We start from the raw sequence: 13,881 nt of genomic DNA, 5'->3' as shown, positions 1-13,881 counted from the left end.
TCCTCGACCTGGACGACCCCAGCCTGCCGACCGCAACGGCCGGCGAAGTGTTCACCCATTGGCAATGGCCGTTGCATTCCGGTCAAGCCTTCGGCATGACCGGGCGGATTTTAGTGTTCATCACCGGCCTGGCCTGCCCGGTTTTATTCGTCACCGGTGTGATCCGCTGGCTGCAAAAACGGTACGGCAGACGGAGGGTTCAAACTCGATAATCCGCAATCATAGGGTGCAAAAGCCTTTAGCCGTATTGCACCAGATTCAGGCAATCCTACTTCAATTGGCATAATACGCTAACGCTATTACATCCTATCCCTATCCATGGATGGATGTCCTCTCTTTCAGACGTTATTAGTATCGCTAACATTTAAACAGTGTTATCCGACTCAGTCGCCTGCGTTATATCACGCAATTTTTCCGTTGGGCGATGTAAAAAAATATTTTGTTACTCGCCAGTATCAATCAAAACCAAACGGGCAAAACCGCATGGGTATTCCATGCTGGTATGACGGCTCGCGCTGACGTTAAAAAAACACCTAAGCAGGAGCGGCATTACATTTTCGCCATCTTCAGCTGGCACGGATTTAGCTTGATCGAATCTCTATTTCCAAAACCGCTTAAGTTGCACTCAATCCATGAAGCTGGACATTAGCGCATTGTATACATTGCACCGCATGGAGTTGGTCAATCATCTATTGCGCATCGTCAAGTGTCCGGAAACCGCGCAGGATCTGGTGCAGGAAAGCTATATGATTTTGGCCCGCACTGCCGACGATGCGGTTGTAGACCATCCGCGCGGCTTTTTGTACCGCACGGCCGGCAATCTGGCCTTGGATCATTTACGCCACAACAAAATCGTGGCCCGGCATGTCGAAGCGGAATTAGCCAACGATACGGCCACTCAATCCAGCGTCGAAAGCGAATTCTCCAAAGCCCAATGGCAGACGTTGTTACATCAGGCGATAGACGAATTACCGCCGCGCTGCCGCGATGTATTTATCCTGCATAAAATTCGCGGCCTGAGTTATCGGGAGGTGACAACAATGCTGGCTATTTCCGAAAGCGCGGTGGAAAAACACATCATCAAGGGTCTATTACATTGCCGTAAACGGCTAGGTGGGCATTTTAATTTTCCCCAAAAAGACTCGGGTTGAGGCTTTGCTCAACTCAAACGTCTCATTGTCATTGATCCTGAGTTTTGAATTATTCATTCCATGAATGACCGACTTAAACCGGCTATTTTCACAGCGCTGACCGAATACCCCACTTATAATGCCGTCATGACCGATTTAAGCCCCGATTCTCCAATCACGCCCGATGAGGTAGTTGCCGAACAAGCCATTACCTGGTTTGCCCGCTTGCGGGCGGAGCATGTCCCGGAAGAAGCGCGGAGGCAATTCGCAGACTGGTGTCAAGCCAGCCCTGCGCATCGTCAAGCCTTTGATGAGATCGGTGCTTTCTGGGAAGATGCCGATTTCACCCAACTGCTAACCAGTTACGAACAGACCGCCTCGGCATACCAACGGTGCCGGCCGCACTTTAAATATGTCCAAGTTTCCGCGCTGGCCCTGGCCGCATGTCTGGCCTTGCTTGCCGTAATTTATCGGCCTTATTTAAATTGCCGGCAAGCCGATTACTGCACCGGTATCGGCGAAATTCAAACGGTAGCTTTGGCCGATGGCAGCCGGGTCACGCTTAATTCCGACACAGCGATGCGCGTCAGCCTGCTTAACGGTCGCCGCGATGTGCGGCTTGAGCGTGGCGAGGCATTTTTCGATGTGCACCGCGATCCACAACATCCTTTTGTGGTGGAAGGCCGTTACAGCAGCACCCGCGTGCTCGGCACCCGTTTCGTCGTCCGCGAAAATACCGAAAACGATAATGTCACGGTAATAAGCGGATTGGTGGAAGTCAGCGGGGACAGGCGCACTCCCGTACTTTTAACCGCCAATGACAGTATCACCGTGGATGCCGAACGCAGCAGCGAGATTCAGCAGGTTACGGCGATTAATGCGACCTCTTGGTTAAAAGGCAGCGTCTCGTTCGACAATGCACCTCTCGGCGAGGTGATTGCCGAAATCGGCCGCTACCGGCGCGGCAGCGTGATAATTAAGAACGCGGCGCTGAAAAATCTGAAAGTTAGCGGCCGCTTCGATATTACCGACACCGACAAGGCGCTGGAAGCGCTGCAACAAACCCTGCCGATCCGGGTTTTCAGGGTAACACCATGGTTGATCTTCATCGCTTAAGGAGGCCGGTTTTGCATTCAGCCAAACGCCTTTTTAGCTAGTCGGCTATTCGAGTCAATGGCTCACCTCCCCGGTTCCGGCGAAGTTCACGCCAACCGATTACAAAACTTTGAAAAAAATTTTCCAAGCCAGCTGAGGGAAAACCTCCGCCGCACGTCTCCATTGCATCCCCAAAGTTTAGGGGCATGTTTCAGTTCATGAATGGAGAAATCAATGTCATATCCTTTCCGCCGCCAGGCATCGACCGCCCGCCCGCCGTTCTACGCGTTATCGCTAACTGTCGCCGCCGCGCTCAATGTATCTGTGGTAATGGCCGCCGAGCAAATCATGGCGTTCGACATTCCGCCGCAAGCCTTGGGCAGCGCATTAAATGCCTACGCCGACATAGCCGGCGCGCAACTCAGCTATCCGGCCGAATTGACAGCCGGGCTTGCAACAAACGGCGTCAAAGGTCAGTACACCGTGCAGCAGGCTTTGACAAAGCTTTTGCAGGGTACCGGCGTGACTACGCGTACCACCTCAAACGGTACAATCACACTGGAACGGTCAGCAGTCCCCGAACCGCAATCATCGTCGACTATGCCTGCGGTAACGGTCACAGGCAAAGCAAGCTATAACTTTAACGATCCTTACAGTAAAGACTATGCAACCAATAGCGCTTTTGCGTCCACCAAAACCGATACCCCCTTGATAGAAACACCGATTTCAATACAAGTCGTACCCAGAGCCGTCATGGACGATCAGAAATCAACCAAAGTTAAAGAAGCGCTGGAAAATGTCAGCGGCGTCAGGGCGCAACCCTCTTTAGGTTCCGGTCTTGGCTTTATTGTCCGTGGTTTTCGTAACGGCAATGTTTACCGAAATGGCCTATTGACCAGTGAAGGCGGATTTGGCGATTTGGATGCCGCCAACCTGCAGAACATCGAAGTGATTAAAGGGCCGTCGCAATTATACGGACGCGCGGAGCCGGGAGGAATGATAGCCTTGAGCACCAAAAAACCGCTGGATTATGCCTATTATTCTCTGGAACAGCAGTTCGGCTCCTATGACTTATACCGGACTCAATGGGATGCCGGCGGTCCGATTACCGCCGATAAATCGTTGCTATACCGTTTCTCCGGTGCTTATCAAAGCAACGATTCATTTCGCGACTTCGTGTCCGTTGAGCGCATGTTGTTCAATCCCAGCATTACTTGGCGGCCGAGCGACGCTACCGACATCACGCTCGATGTCGAAGGTACCGACAAGACCGCGCCGGCCGATTTCGGTATCCCGGCGATAGGCAATCGCCCCGCAAATATTCCTATCAGCCGCAATCTGGGCGATCCGAATACGCCGCTTGGCAGCCAATCCAGCGTCAAAATCGGCACCGAAATCAATCACCGCTTCAACAAAGACTGGGCTATCCACAACCGTTTTTTGGCCAGTTTCAACGACGGAACGACCACCTTTGTGAACCCGGGCCCGGCCTTCAATGCCGCCGCCGCGCTTGACCAAACCACCGGCATAATGCAACGCAATATCTTTCGGCAAATCAGCGAGCAGGAGCATTACGCCGCTAATCTGGATATCACCGGCAAATTCGGCATAGGCCAAACCAAGCACGACGTTCTATTCGGTTTTGACTTTTACCGAACATTTAACAAGTACGGCGGTGACGGTCGTTGGAAGAGTGCCAACCCCGGTTTGTCGATCAATATTTACGATCCGTATCCCAGTTACGGAATAGCGCAATCGGTGTTCGCTAACGCGTTCTCCATACCGGGCGATACCTTCGGTTCGGCTACCAATGGCGGCATCGGCAACCGTGCGGTGATTTATAACGGTTGGTATGGTGCGTATTTCCAGGATCAAATTACGTTCTGGGACCGACTGCATATTATGGGTGGCGGCCGTTACGATTGGGCTGAAGCCGGGCGTGGAAATGGCTTCGATTTTGCTACCGCGGAAAGCCGAATCAATGCGTTTAAAAGGGAAGATCAGGGTTTCAGTCCACGGGTTGGGATACTTTATGAAGCACTGGACGAATTGAGTCTGTACGGCAACTGGACAACATCGTTCGGCGCCAATAACGCGCCGGCTGCCAACGGCCGGACTTTCGATCCGCAAATCGGCGAACAATTCGAAGCAGGTATCAAAACCCAGCTGTTCGATCAACGGTTGCTAGCCACCTTGGCTTATTATCATATCGAGAAAGACAATATCCTGGTCAATGATTTGAGCACGCCGGACCCTTTCGACAAAATCGCCAATTTACAGCGTAGCCAAGGCATAGAGCTGGATGTGACCGGTTACCTCAGCGACAATTTCAGCATGATCGGCAGCTATGCGTTTACCGATGCGCGGGTTATTAAAGACTATGGCGGTAACACCCGGGGCAATCGATTGAACAATGTTCCCGAACATTCCGGCAGTTTGTGGCTGAAGTATGATGTGAATGGCTATGCGGCTAAAGACGGATTCAGTGCCGGCATCGGCGGCGTAGCTGCCAGCTCGCGCGAGGGAGACAACGCCAATAACTTTCAAATGCCGGGCTATGTGCGGATGGATGCATTTGTGGCCTATAAACAAAAAGTCGGGCAATCGCGGCTGACGGCTCAATTCAATATTCGCAATTTGCTGGATAAACGTTATTACGAGTCAACAGATCCCGATTCCAACGTAGCTCCGGCACTAGGGATTTATCCCGGAGCACCGTTGACCGCGATCGGTTCGTTGCGATTGGAATATTAATCCGTACACTCAATGGAGTAACCAATGAAAACCGTCGACAACATTAGAACGCTTATAGTCGGCTTACTATTAATGTGTTCAAGCGGCCATATTGCAATAGCCAAGCCTTCCGACTCATTCCGGCTACGCGAATTCAACTTGCCAACCACAGGAACCAGCCAACAACATAATCTCTCTAAAACCACGGACGGGCACTTGATCGTTAGCTGGGTGGAAACGGACGGTCAAAACAGTACGGTTAAATTTGCGACGTTAGAGGGTGAGAAATTTTCCATTGTACATGAAGTGATCCAAGTCGAGGGTAAACTGGCTGCCGCGCCCGTTGTATTAAGCCTCAGTGACGGAACGCTGGTCGTAGCGTGGATGCCCTATCCTCAGCGGAAAGGTGAAAATCGTTACTTGACCGACATCTATCTGGCAAGATCGATAGACGGCGGTTTGAGCTGGAGTCCTCCCTTAAAACCTTATGGAGACGCCGCGCATATTTACGATGCGCAAATGTCGCTTACTGCATTGCCGGATAGGCGATTGGCTCTGGTCTGGACCGATATGCGTCACGTCAGCCCTGATTCCACGGCCGACAAAAAATACAATCGTCATCAGCTAATGGCGACCGTTATCGATAAAGACTGGCTGCCAAGCCCCGAAATTACGCTGGATGCCGATGTCTGTTCCTGTTGCAGCAGCTACACCGCAACATTGGCAGATACGTTAGTAACCGTATACCGCGATCATCTACCGGGCGAAATCCGCGATATCAGCGCCGTGCGCTGGACGCCTTTCGGTAATATCCAATCCACGCTTGTAAATTCCGACGGCTGGGTCATCAACGGCTGCCCCAGTAACGGACCATCCGTCGATATGTCACCGACCCATACGGTCGCCGCCTGGTTTAGCGCCGCCGACGGCAAAGGCCGGGTCAAAGTAGCCTTCTCGGAAGACAGTGCGGCGCATTTCGAATCGCCGATCGAGCTCGACAACAATGCCAGCGGCTATGCCAATGCCTTACTATTGGACGATGGCTCGGCATTGGCCGGCTGGCGCGGCCGAGCCGGTCCACAAGATGAGCTAAAGATCGGTAAAGTATCAAAAAGCGGTAAGCTGAGCCGTCAAACAACCGTTTATCGAGGCGGTTTTCCGAAATGGCCCAGTAAACATCTGGCTATGACTCGTATTGGACAACAAGCGTTTATGGCCTGGACCGACCCACAGCAAAAACGAGTGCGGCTGGTGTTGGTGCGGTTGGATTGATCCGGAAGGAATTCGAGAGTTGGTCAACCCACTCAAGACGATCCGGCAGATTCTGGGGCTAGGCGGCTGGCACGACGAACGGGCGTACGAGTTGCGGACGATTGGCGACAACACCAGCCCGCGTAGGTCCGATTAGCCCGCGTAGGTCCGATTAGCGCAGCGTAATCGGACGCATGTTTTTGCGACAAGCCAGCCGGGTAGGTCAGGATGCGCGATAGCGTTCCCTGACACTTCGGAGTCGTGATTGTCACGTAGCCCACCCTATTGCGCCATGAAGTACAGCGCAAGAGGGCAGGCAACGTGACCTACTGGGATATTTTCTCGTTCCCACTCCCCGCGTGGGAACGTAGCCTCTTACAGCTTTGAAGCCGTGTTGGGTATGCACCACATACCTTTTGGGGCCTGAATCCAACTGAAAGCTTTAAAATGGCACGAGACTGTGAAAGGATTTGAGCCTCATCAATGGCATAATATTATTTATTATCCCATTGATATAGAAAGAATAAATGATTACCTTCGCGACCGGGGTTTACAAAACCCGGTCATGTGGAAAGCCTACTGATTTATATCCCGGTTTTACGCGGCGGCGCAACCCGTGGCGACGTCAGCCACGTTTCGATTTGTTCCTTTTTCAACGCCCCGCTGACGCCGACCCGGTTGTGTTTCGAATCGTAGAAATAACTGCGCGGCATTTCGCCGAACCACGACGGATCGATTACATAGCGCAAGTGTTCGTCGTTGCCCCCCGAGAATATCCAGGCGTCGGCGTTGGCCAGCCGGTGCGACGCCAATACCGATTCGACTTGTTCGGATACTTCCGCCGAGTCGGTGGAAATCAGCACCAATTGAAGATCGGGATGGCGCTTTTTGACGGCGCCGACCAATTCGAGCTCTTTGTGACAGGGCGGGCAATCGATCGACCATAAAATCAGCAGAAACGGCCGGCCGGCATAGGCGCTTTGGATTTTTTCCAGGCTGCCTATTTCGAAGGGATGTAGAAAGTCCTCTGCTTTGGCTGGCTTGGCCGTGGCGCAAATAAAGATAACACTGAGCAAAAACAACAACCCACCAGCCTGTGATCGAATATACAAAGTCATGCTTAAAGCCCGATTTTAACTAGTCGAATCTGTTCGGCCGCCGTATCCAACCAAGAAAAATAAGCGTTTCGGCCGACTTGCGCCACGGTCGGCATGTCCGGCCATTTGAAAGTGGTTTCCCAACTCGGTTTGCTGAGTTCGCTCTCCGTCAAAACTTGCCGGCTGGCGGCCGATACCAGCGCAAGTTGCAAGGAAGCGCCTTGGGGCGACGTTTGAATCCATTGGACTAATGCATGATCGTCGTCCAACATCGCCATTTTCACTTCGCCCCGAGGCTGATGCGGCGTGTTGATTTCGATCGGCGCACCGAATCCTTTAGCCGGATCGTCGCTAAAAGCGACCTGCACCTTGCCTTTGCCGTCGGCGGCGGTAAACCACGCCACGCCGAAGCGCTTCGATGAAACCGCCGTACCGACGTTTTGACCGGGACAGCCTTCCAGCACCCAGTTGTCTTCGTGAACGCGCACCGGTTTGGCGGCTTGAATACCGGGCCAAGGTAATACGGCAATATCGCGAACCTCGCCGGGCAAGTGGTCGCGGTAGGTCAGGTAGAGTTGGTCTTTGTAGCGTGTGGGCAGTAATTGGCAACACGAGCAAATGTCGTCGTCGACGGCGAAATCATGCTCGACCTTGCCGGACGGTGCCATTACCGCGCCCATCAGATATTGGCTGCCCCGGCCTTTTTTTCGATGCCGCGCGTCTGACCAAAATACCGCCGCCTGGCCGTCGGACAAGGGGGCCATATAGGCGTTGTAGCGCGAGGTTTTGATCTTTATGTCGCTGTTGGCCTTGACCGCTGGGCTCCAGGTCAGGCCGCCGTCCGCCGAGTGCGACACGTAAACTTCGCTGCTCGCCTGTTTTTTATGTTTCGTCATCGTGCCCCAGACCGCTCCCAACGAGCCATTGCCGAGATCGACGACTTTCGGCAAGTCGTAAATGTCGGGCAAACCGACTACTTCGCCAGGCGCGGACCAGACGTTGCCGTCGTAAAACGAAAATTTCAAGGTTTTCCCGGACTTTGTTCCGGGCTCCACCCAACTCAGGATCAGCTTGCCGTTGCCGCCGGCAGAGAGGTGCGCCTGCTTACTCTTTGCAGGACTGGGAGGAGTGATCGATTGAATGGTCAATGCGGGATCGGAAACCGCCGCAACGGCCTGGGCATGACTTAAGGCAAGCAAAGCGATCAGGGCCAGTGTTGCGGCGGCATGGGTTTGCCGTGCGCCGCGTGAAACGCAAATAATCATTTGTTTCATATCAGGCTCGCTAATTTGAGTGATTGAGGGAATAGAGGTGCGCGAATATTGAATGATCTACTTATTCAGTAAGACGTTTCAGAAGACACCACCCCCCACCGTAAGAAAAAAAAATCCTGATTAGAGCGGTTTCAGCTAACCCGAAATTCGCCGTTCCGGCAGGGATTGCCGGAACCCAGGCATGCTGGAGTCGTATCCGTTTGCGGGTGGAGCGGGACAGTACTTCGACGATAATCACCGGCGACGTCGAAAAATAATCGTCGCCGGACATTTTGCTGCAATCCACCAGCACATCGGGATACACGTAATCCTTACCCAGGCGCAGTTTGATATCAGCCATAAAAGTGGTGCATGGCGTGCCTTTTAAATGGTTTCTGAATTCACCCGGCATATTGGCCGAGATGCAATTATGGTTATAGCCCGCGCCGGCCATCGCATAGACCCGGCCGTCGATATTTTCGCGCTTTAGCTTGGAAACCGGCTTCGTCGCCAGATACTCCGCTTCGCTTAGATAAATGTTGTCATGCAGATTATCCAATGCCATCGTTTGCTCCAATGATCTGTTGCCGATTTTCATATTGTTAGCGACCAGTGGCCGAAAAACAAGTATTACAAATCGGATTACCCCGTACGTTAAGATTGTAGGTTGGCGGTGAGGCATGAGCCCCAACATGTTTGAGCGGTTTGGCCTTTGCCTATCATTGGCGGTTTTGCATTTTGTTGGCTAATTGCCTCACTTTCGTGGTTGGCCGGCAACTGAACAGTTGTCGCGTTGGGGGAGCGTGCCTCATCCCGACCTACGCGCCGGACGATCCCAGCCTGCCGACCGCAACCGCGCGGTGCAAATACCCCGGTGAATGTACCGGTGCGCCTATCACCCGAAGCGACATTACGCCGATATAGCGCGCCGAAATCCGGGATTCGACCAGTTCAATCCTCCGATTATCGCAACTGGCATGATTTACCAAAATTGCGGCATATCACCTAGTTGCTAGGTTATTTCACCTATTTTTTGCATTGGAGCTTCGCTCAATTTCCCAATATTCATAGCGTTACCTCGCAATCCACCGGCTTTTTTGGATGATGGCTTCAATATTGCTGATGCCAAAATTTTAAGCGTACGGTAACCACCGCAACCGGCCTGCTATGTCTGCCCTACCCAATCAAGCGATCCAGGAGCTATATCTCAATTGCCATGGCGAATTGGAAGCGGTGTTGTTTTCCCGGCTGCGTTGCCGGGAAACCGCCGCCGACATTTGTCAGGAAGCGTTCGTGCGGCTGTGCCGCGCCGAGGACTTGAGCGGGGTCGGCAATCTGAAAGCCTATCTGTTTCGCACCGCGATGAATCTGATGTTCGACCACTATCGCAGTCAGGCGGTACGCGAAACCTCCACCGTACACTGGCACGACGATAGCCCGCCGGATGCGGAAGACCTGCGTTGCGCCGAAACCGTGGCTCTGGGCGAACAGGAGCTGGACCGACTGGTCGCGGCCCTGGAGACGTTGTCGCCGTTATGCCAGCGGATCTTTTACCTGAACCGTTTCGAAGGCTTGAAACAACGGGAAATCGCCGAAGCCTTGAATATTTCCATTCGCACCGTGGAAGACAATATCAAGCGGGCCTTGGTGCATTGCGCCAACACGCTGGCTCAAAACTAGTTTCGCTGTGGTTTAACGCCCCCGCCTCGTCTATGATGTATCGCTTCATTTTCTTACCTGGTTACAGCCATGACTAACCAACCGACGACTGCCGCCACCGAGCGTCTGCTGGACGAAGCGTGCGGCTGGGTCGGCAAAATGCATTCCGGCCAGTTTGGCCCGGACGCTCAACAACAACTGGCCGCTTGGCGCGCTACCGATGCCAGCCATGAGCAAGCCTGGCAAAAAGCCCTGGCCTTGTGGCAAGGCATGGAACAACTGCGCGGCCGCCGTATCCCCGGCGCGGAGCCGCTGCTAACCGAACGCAACCGAAAACCCGCCGCTCGCGGCCGGCACGATTTTAAACGCCGCGCATATCTAGCGGCGGCCTGTTGCGCGGCCCTGGCCGTGAGCCTGGCGGCCTATTATCCGCCGCGGCTTTGGCAAGCCGATTACCTGACTGAAAAAGGCGAGCAGCGCCGGATCAGCTTGGCCGACGGTTCGCGGCTAACCTTGAACAGCGGCAGCGCGGTGGAACTGCATTTCGACGGCACCGTGCGCCGCATCGAATTGTTGCAGGGCGAAGCGTTTTTCCAAGTGGCCAAGGATGCCGACCATCCCTTCATCGTCAGCACGGACGGCCGCGAAATACGCGCAGTGGGGACGGCTTTCGATGTTCACCGCCTGGCCGGACGCACCGCTGTCGAATTGGTGGAAGGCATTGTGGAACTGCAAGATGCAGCACATAAACATCGCCTGCGCCTGCAAGCCGGTCAAACGGCAACCATCGACGCCGGCGGCATCGCTATTCAGCCGCCTCGCCATGCCGAAAACATGGCGTTGTGGCGCGACGGTTTGCTGCAATTCGACGGCCTACCGCTCGGCGCTGCGGTGGAACAGATCAACCGTTACCGACCGGGCAAGGTGATATTGTTAAATCAGGCCTTGGCGGAAACCCGCATCAGCGGCCTGTTCCGGCTCGATGCGCTGGATCAAGCCGTTGCCAGCCTGCAAACCGCCGTGCCGCAATTGCAAATCGTGCATATCACGCCGTATCTGCTGGTATTGCGGTAACCGCGCCAAGTCAGCTAAAGCGTCGGATTACGGCCACGCCCACAGGGGCTTTTGGCTATAGCAACCCGGGCTGGAAATTATCTTTAGGTTCTCGACGTGGATTTTGGCAAGGATTCCGTCTTTACAGTTATCAGCCCAAGCGCTGCACTGTAACCCAGACCGAACCCAAGGAGCATCCATGTCCCGCGCAAAGTATTGCCGTCCGCTATTCGCTCAACCGACCGTCGCCGTATTGGCCCTGGCAATTGCCCAGGCTGCTCACGGCGAAACCGTTGCTTTGAAACAATATTTCAATATCCCGGCCCAGCCGTTGAATCAGGCCTTGCTGATCTTCGGACGGCAAAGCGGCCTGCAAATCATGTACGGCACCGAGATCGCCGACAACTTGCATAGCCATGCGTTGCAGGGCGATTACACGGCTACGGAAGCCCTGAATATTCTACTCAGCGGCACACCGCTACGAGCCATTAGCAACGGCGAAGGCGTCATCAGCCTGCAGCGTAACGCGCCCGAATTGCAGAACAAACTGGAGCCCGGCATCATGCCCGCGATTACGGTGACCGGCAAAACCGTTTACGACGCGGATGATCCCTATAACCCGAATTACAATCGCCCCAATGCCACCACTGCAACCAAGACCGACACGCCGGTTATGGAAACCCCTTTTTCAGTTAAGGTGATATCTAAGCAAGTGATGCAAGATCAACAATCAATACGTCTGGATCGGGCTTTAGAAAACGTCAGCGGCGTTTATCGACAACAAGGTTTTGGTCTGGTCGAGTCGTTTAACATCAGAGGTTTCGGAACCTTTGATTATTACCGTGACGGGACTCGGTTTCAATCGGCACTGACTCAAACCGGCCCAAGAGAAACAGCTAATCTGGAAAGAATCGAGGTTTTGAAGGGGCCGGCTTCCATCCTCTACGGCAGAATCGAGCCGGGTGGCATGATCAATCTGGTCTCCAAAAAACCTAGGGCGCAACCCTATTATTCTTTACAACAGCAATTTGGTTCATTTGATTTTTACCGGACCACATTAGATGCGACGGGTGGATTGAATCAGGACGACTCATTGTTGTATCGATTCAATTTTGCCTACGAGGACAAAAGGTCTTTTCGTGAATTTGTTAACAGTGACAACGTTTTTTTAGCCCCGGTTATCCAATGGAAAATTAGCGACCGAACGCAAATCACCTTCGACATGGAATACAAAACAGGTAACACGATGCAAGATTTTGGTTTTCCTGCCCTTGGTAATCGCCCAGCCAATTTACCAGTTGAACGTTATTTTGGCGAGCAATTTGGCTTCGCTAAATATGATGAAATTCAGGCCGGTTTTAATTGGTCGCACGAGTTTAACGACAACTGGAAAATACAGCATCGCTTCAATACTCAATTTACCGAGCAAGACGGACGGTCGATAGCCCCCAGAGGATTACGGGCGGACAATCGCACGCTTAACCGTGTATTGGTCGGATTTGATGATAATAAGATCGACACCTATACCAGTAGCCTGGACTTGACTGGGCATATTGATACATTCGGTGTAAACCATACCGTGTTATTGGGTGGCGACTTGTATAATTTTAAAAACACCGGATTATTCATGGCCGATCCCACCTTCCCTTCGATCGACATTTTTAATCCGATACATTCTGGAACACTAACACTTAACCCTGCCAATGGAGATAAATTCCACACCGATGAAGAATGGTATGGCCTTTATTTTCAAGATCAAATGAAGCTGCCATACGATGTTCATTTGTTGGCAGGTTTTCGCTACGATAACGCAACGATTGACTTTGTATCTTCATCCCTAAAAGCCCAACAAGAAAAAATTTCACCACGGGTAGGCTTGCTATGGCAACCAATCAAGGATCTGTCAATATACGGTAACTATGTAGAGAATTTCGGACTACCTAATTTCGGCTTAGGAAACGGCGGCCAACCACTAAAAGCTGAAACGGCCCAGCAATGGGAAGCCGGCGTCAAAACGGAGTTTTTCGACGAACGGTTTAGTGCGACCGTTTCTTGGTTTCAATTGACCAAACAGAATATCGCCACCGGGAACCCCGATCCGGCCTTGGCTGCCCTGGGTTTTGCGGTACAAACCGGAGAAGTGGTTAACCAAGGGATAGAACTGGATATCAGCGGAGAGATACTGCCCGGCTGGAATCTCATCAGCAACTATACTTTTATAGACTCGGAAATAACTCAAAACAACGACGACACCCAAGGCAATAGATTCCCAAATATACCGCAGCATGGTGGCAGTTTTTGGACAACCTACGCTTTTCAAAACGACGTAATAAGAGGCTTAAAAATAGGCGGTGGCGTGGTTGCTAGAGGTCAGCGTGAAGTCAATAATGAAAATGACGTTCAAATGCCCGGTTACGTGTTGGTCAACCTGATGGCTGGTTATGAATTCAAGGTAGGTCACTCGAAAGTTAGTGCCCAATTAAATGTCGATAACCTATTGGATAAAGAATATTTTCCCAGTAGTGGCGGTTTTGGAAGAGGACGTATTGACGTAGGTACCCCACGAACTTTTCTTGGTTCTATTAGAGTCGAATTTTAACGAATAGCATC

11 protein-coding genes are annotated in these 13,881 nt (G+C 52.5%); 8 read left to right on the top strand and 3 right to left on the bottom strand.

What is annotated here, in order from left to right; all coding sequences use genetic code 11:
* From M0R33_RS18830 to M0R33_RS18810, 5 genes are all read left to right on the top strand, one after another.
* A partial coding sequence (locus tag M0R33_RS18830) for a PepSY-associated TM helix domain-containing protein (RefSeq protein WP_292572942.1) occupies nt 1–212 on the top strand: 212 nt, incomplete at its 5' end.
* A 420-nt stretch (nt 213–632) separates the two neighbouring features.
* On the top strand, nt 633–1,151 hold the full coding sequence (locus tag M0R33_RS18825; RefSeq protein WP_292572939.1) for an RNA polymerase sigma factor: 519 nt from the start codon (nt 633–635) through the stop codon (nt 1,149–1,151).
* Between the two features lie 60 nt (nt 1,152–1,211).
* On the top strand, nt 1,212–2,246 hold the full coding sequence (locus M0R33_RS18820) for a FecR family protein (protein WP_292572936.1): 1,035 nt from the start codon (nt 1,212–1,214) through the stop codon (nt 2,244–2,246).
* Nucleotides 2,247–2,459: 213 nt separating this feature from the next.
* On the top strand, nt 2,460–4,979 hold the full coding sequence (locus M0R33_RS18815; RefSeq protein WP_292572933.1) for a TonB-dependent receptor: 2,520 nt from the start codon (nt 2,460–2,462) through the stop codon (nt 4,977–4,979).
* A gap of 24 nt (nt 4,980–5,003) precedes the next feature.
* Nucleotides 5,004–6,230, top strand: a complete 1,227-nt coding sequence (locus M0R33_RS18810; protein ID WP_292572930.1) for an exo-alpha-sialidase — start codon at nt 5,004–5,006, stop codon at nt 6,228–6,230.
* Nucleotides 6,231–6,793: 563 nt separating this feature from the next.
* Here M0R33_RS18810 and M0R33_RS18805 read toward each other — a convergent pair.
* The 3 genes from M0R33_RS18805 to M0R33_RS18795 form a co-directional block, all read right to left on the bottom strand.
* Nucleotides 6,794–7,327, bottom strand: coding sequence for a hypothetical protein (locus tag M0R33_RS18805; RefSeq protein WP_292572927.1), 534 nt, complete (start codon nt 7,325–7,327; stop codon nt 6,794–6,796).
* A 2-nt stretch (nt 7,328–7,329) separates the two neighbouring features.
* Nucleotides 7,330–8,580, bottom strand: a complete 1,251-nt coding sequence (locus M0R33_RS18800; RefSeq protein WP_292572924.1) for a sialidase family protein — start codon at nt 8,578–8,580, stop codon at nt 7,330–7,332.
* Nucleotides 8,581–8,641: 61 nt separating this feature from the next.
* The gene (locus M0R33_RS18795) at nt 8,642–9,124 is read right to left on the bottom strand and encodes a Uma2 family endonuclease (protein ID WP_292572922.1); all 483 of its coding nucleotides are present in this window, start codon (nt 9,122–9,124) and stop codon (nt 8,642–8,644) included.
* 602 nt (nt 9,125–9,726) lie between these two features.
* Between M0R33_RS18795 and M0R33_RS18790 the strand changes: the two genes are divergently transcribed.
* The 3 genes from M0R33_RS18790 to M0R33_RS18775 all read left to right on the top strand — a co-directional run bounded on the left by M0R33_RS18790 (nt 9,727) and on the right by M0R33_RS18775 (nt 13,870).
* Nucleotides 9,727–10,239 carry an RNA polymerase sigma factor gene (locus M0R33_RS18790; RefSeq protein WP_292572919.1) on the top strand — a complete coding sequence of 171 codons (513 nt, stop codon included), beginning with the start codon at nt 9,727–9,729 and terminating at the stop codon, nt 10,237–10,239.
* A gap of 69 nt (nt 10,240–10,308) precedes the next feature.
* Complete coding sequence (locus M0R33_RS18785) at nt 10,309–11,292, top strand: FecR family protein (RefSeq protein WP_292572915.1); 984 nt, start codon at nt 10,309–10,311, stop codon at nt 11,290–11,292.
* A gap of 178 nt (nt 11,293–11,470) precedes the next feature.
* Complete coding sequence (locus M0R33_RS18775) at nt 11,471–13,870, top strand: TonB-dependent receptor (RefSeq protein WP_366044261.1); 2,400 nt, start codon at nt 11,471–11,473, stop codon at nt 13,868–13,870.
* Nucleotides 13,871–13,881 lie beyond the last annotated feature (11 nt).

This window comes from Methylomonas sp., assembly GCF_023228165.1.
Classification (GTDB): Bacteria; Pseudomonadota; Gammaproteobacteria; order Methylococcales; family Methylomonadaceae; genus Methylomonas.
This window is presented reverse-complemented; position numbering and strand designations above follow the sequence as displayed.

What these genes read in the sequence shown, in the direction of transcription:
- M0R33_RS18805 (WP_292572927.1), bottom strand. Translation starts at nt 7,327, where the DNA reads ATGACTTTGTATATTCGATCACAGGCTGGTGGGTTGTTGTTTTTGCTC.
- M0R33_RS18800 (WP_292572924.1), bottom strand. Translation starts at nt 8,580, where the DNA reads ATGAAACAAATGATTATTTGCGTTTCACGCGGCGCACGGCAAACCCAT.
- M0R33_RS18785 (WP_292572915.1), top strand. Translation starts at nt 10,309, where the DNA reads ATGACTAACCAACCGACGACTGCCGCCACCGAGCGTCTGCTGGACGAA.
- M0R33_RS18795 (WP_292572922.1), bottom strand. Translation starts at nt 9,124, where the DNA reads ATGGCATTGGATAATCTGCATGACAACATTTATCTAAGCGAAGCGGAG.
- M0R33_RS18820 (WP_292572936.1), top strand. Translation starts at nt 1,212, where the DNA reads ATGAATGACCGACTTAAACCGGCTATTTTCACAGCGCTGACCGAATAC.
- M0R33_RS18810 (WP_292572930.1), top strand. Translation starts at nt 5,004, where the DNA reads ATGAAAACCGTCGACAACATTAGAACGCTTATAGTCGGCTTACTATTA.
- M0R33_RS18790 (WP_292572919.1), top strand. Translation starts at nt 9,727, where the DNA reads ATGTCTGCCCTACCCAATCAAGCGATCCAGGAGCTATATCTCAATTGC.
- M0R33_RS18815 (WP_292572933.1), top strand. Translation starts at nt 2,460, where the DNA reads ATGTCATATCCTTTCCGCCGCCAGGCATCGACCGCCCGCCCGCCGTTC.
- M0R33_RS18775 (WP_366044261.1), top strand. Translation starts at nt 11,471, where the DNA reads ATGTCCCGCGCAAAGTATTGCCGTCCGCTATTCGCTCAACCGACCGTC.
- M0R33_RS18825 (WP_292572939.1), top strand. Translation starts at nt 633, where the DNA reads ATGAAGCTGGACATTAGCGCATTGTATACATTGCACCGCATGGAGTTG.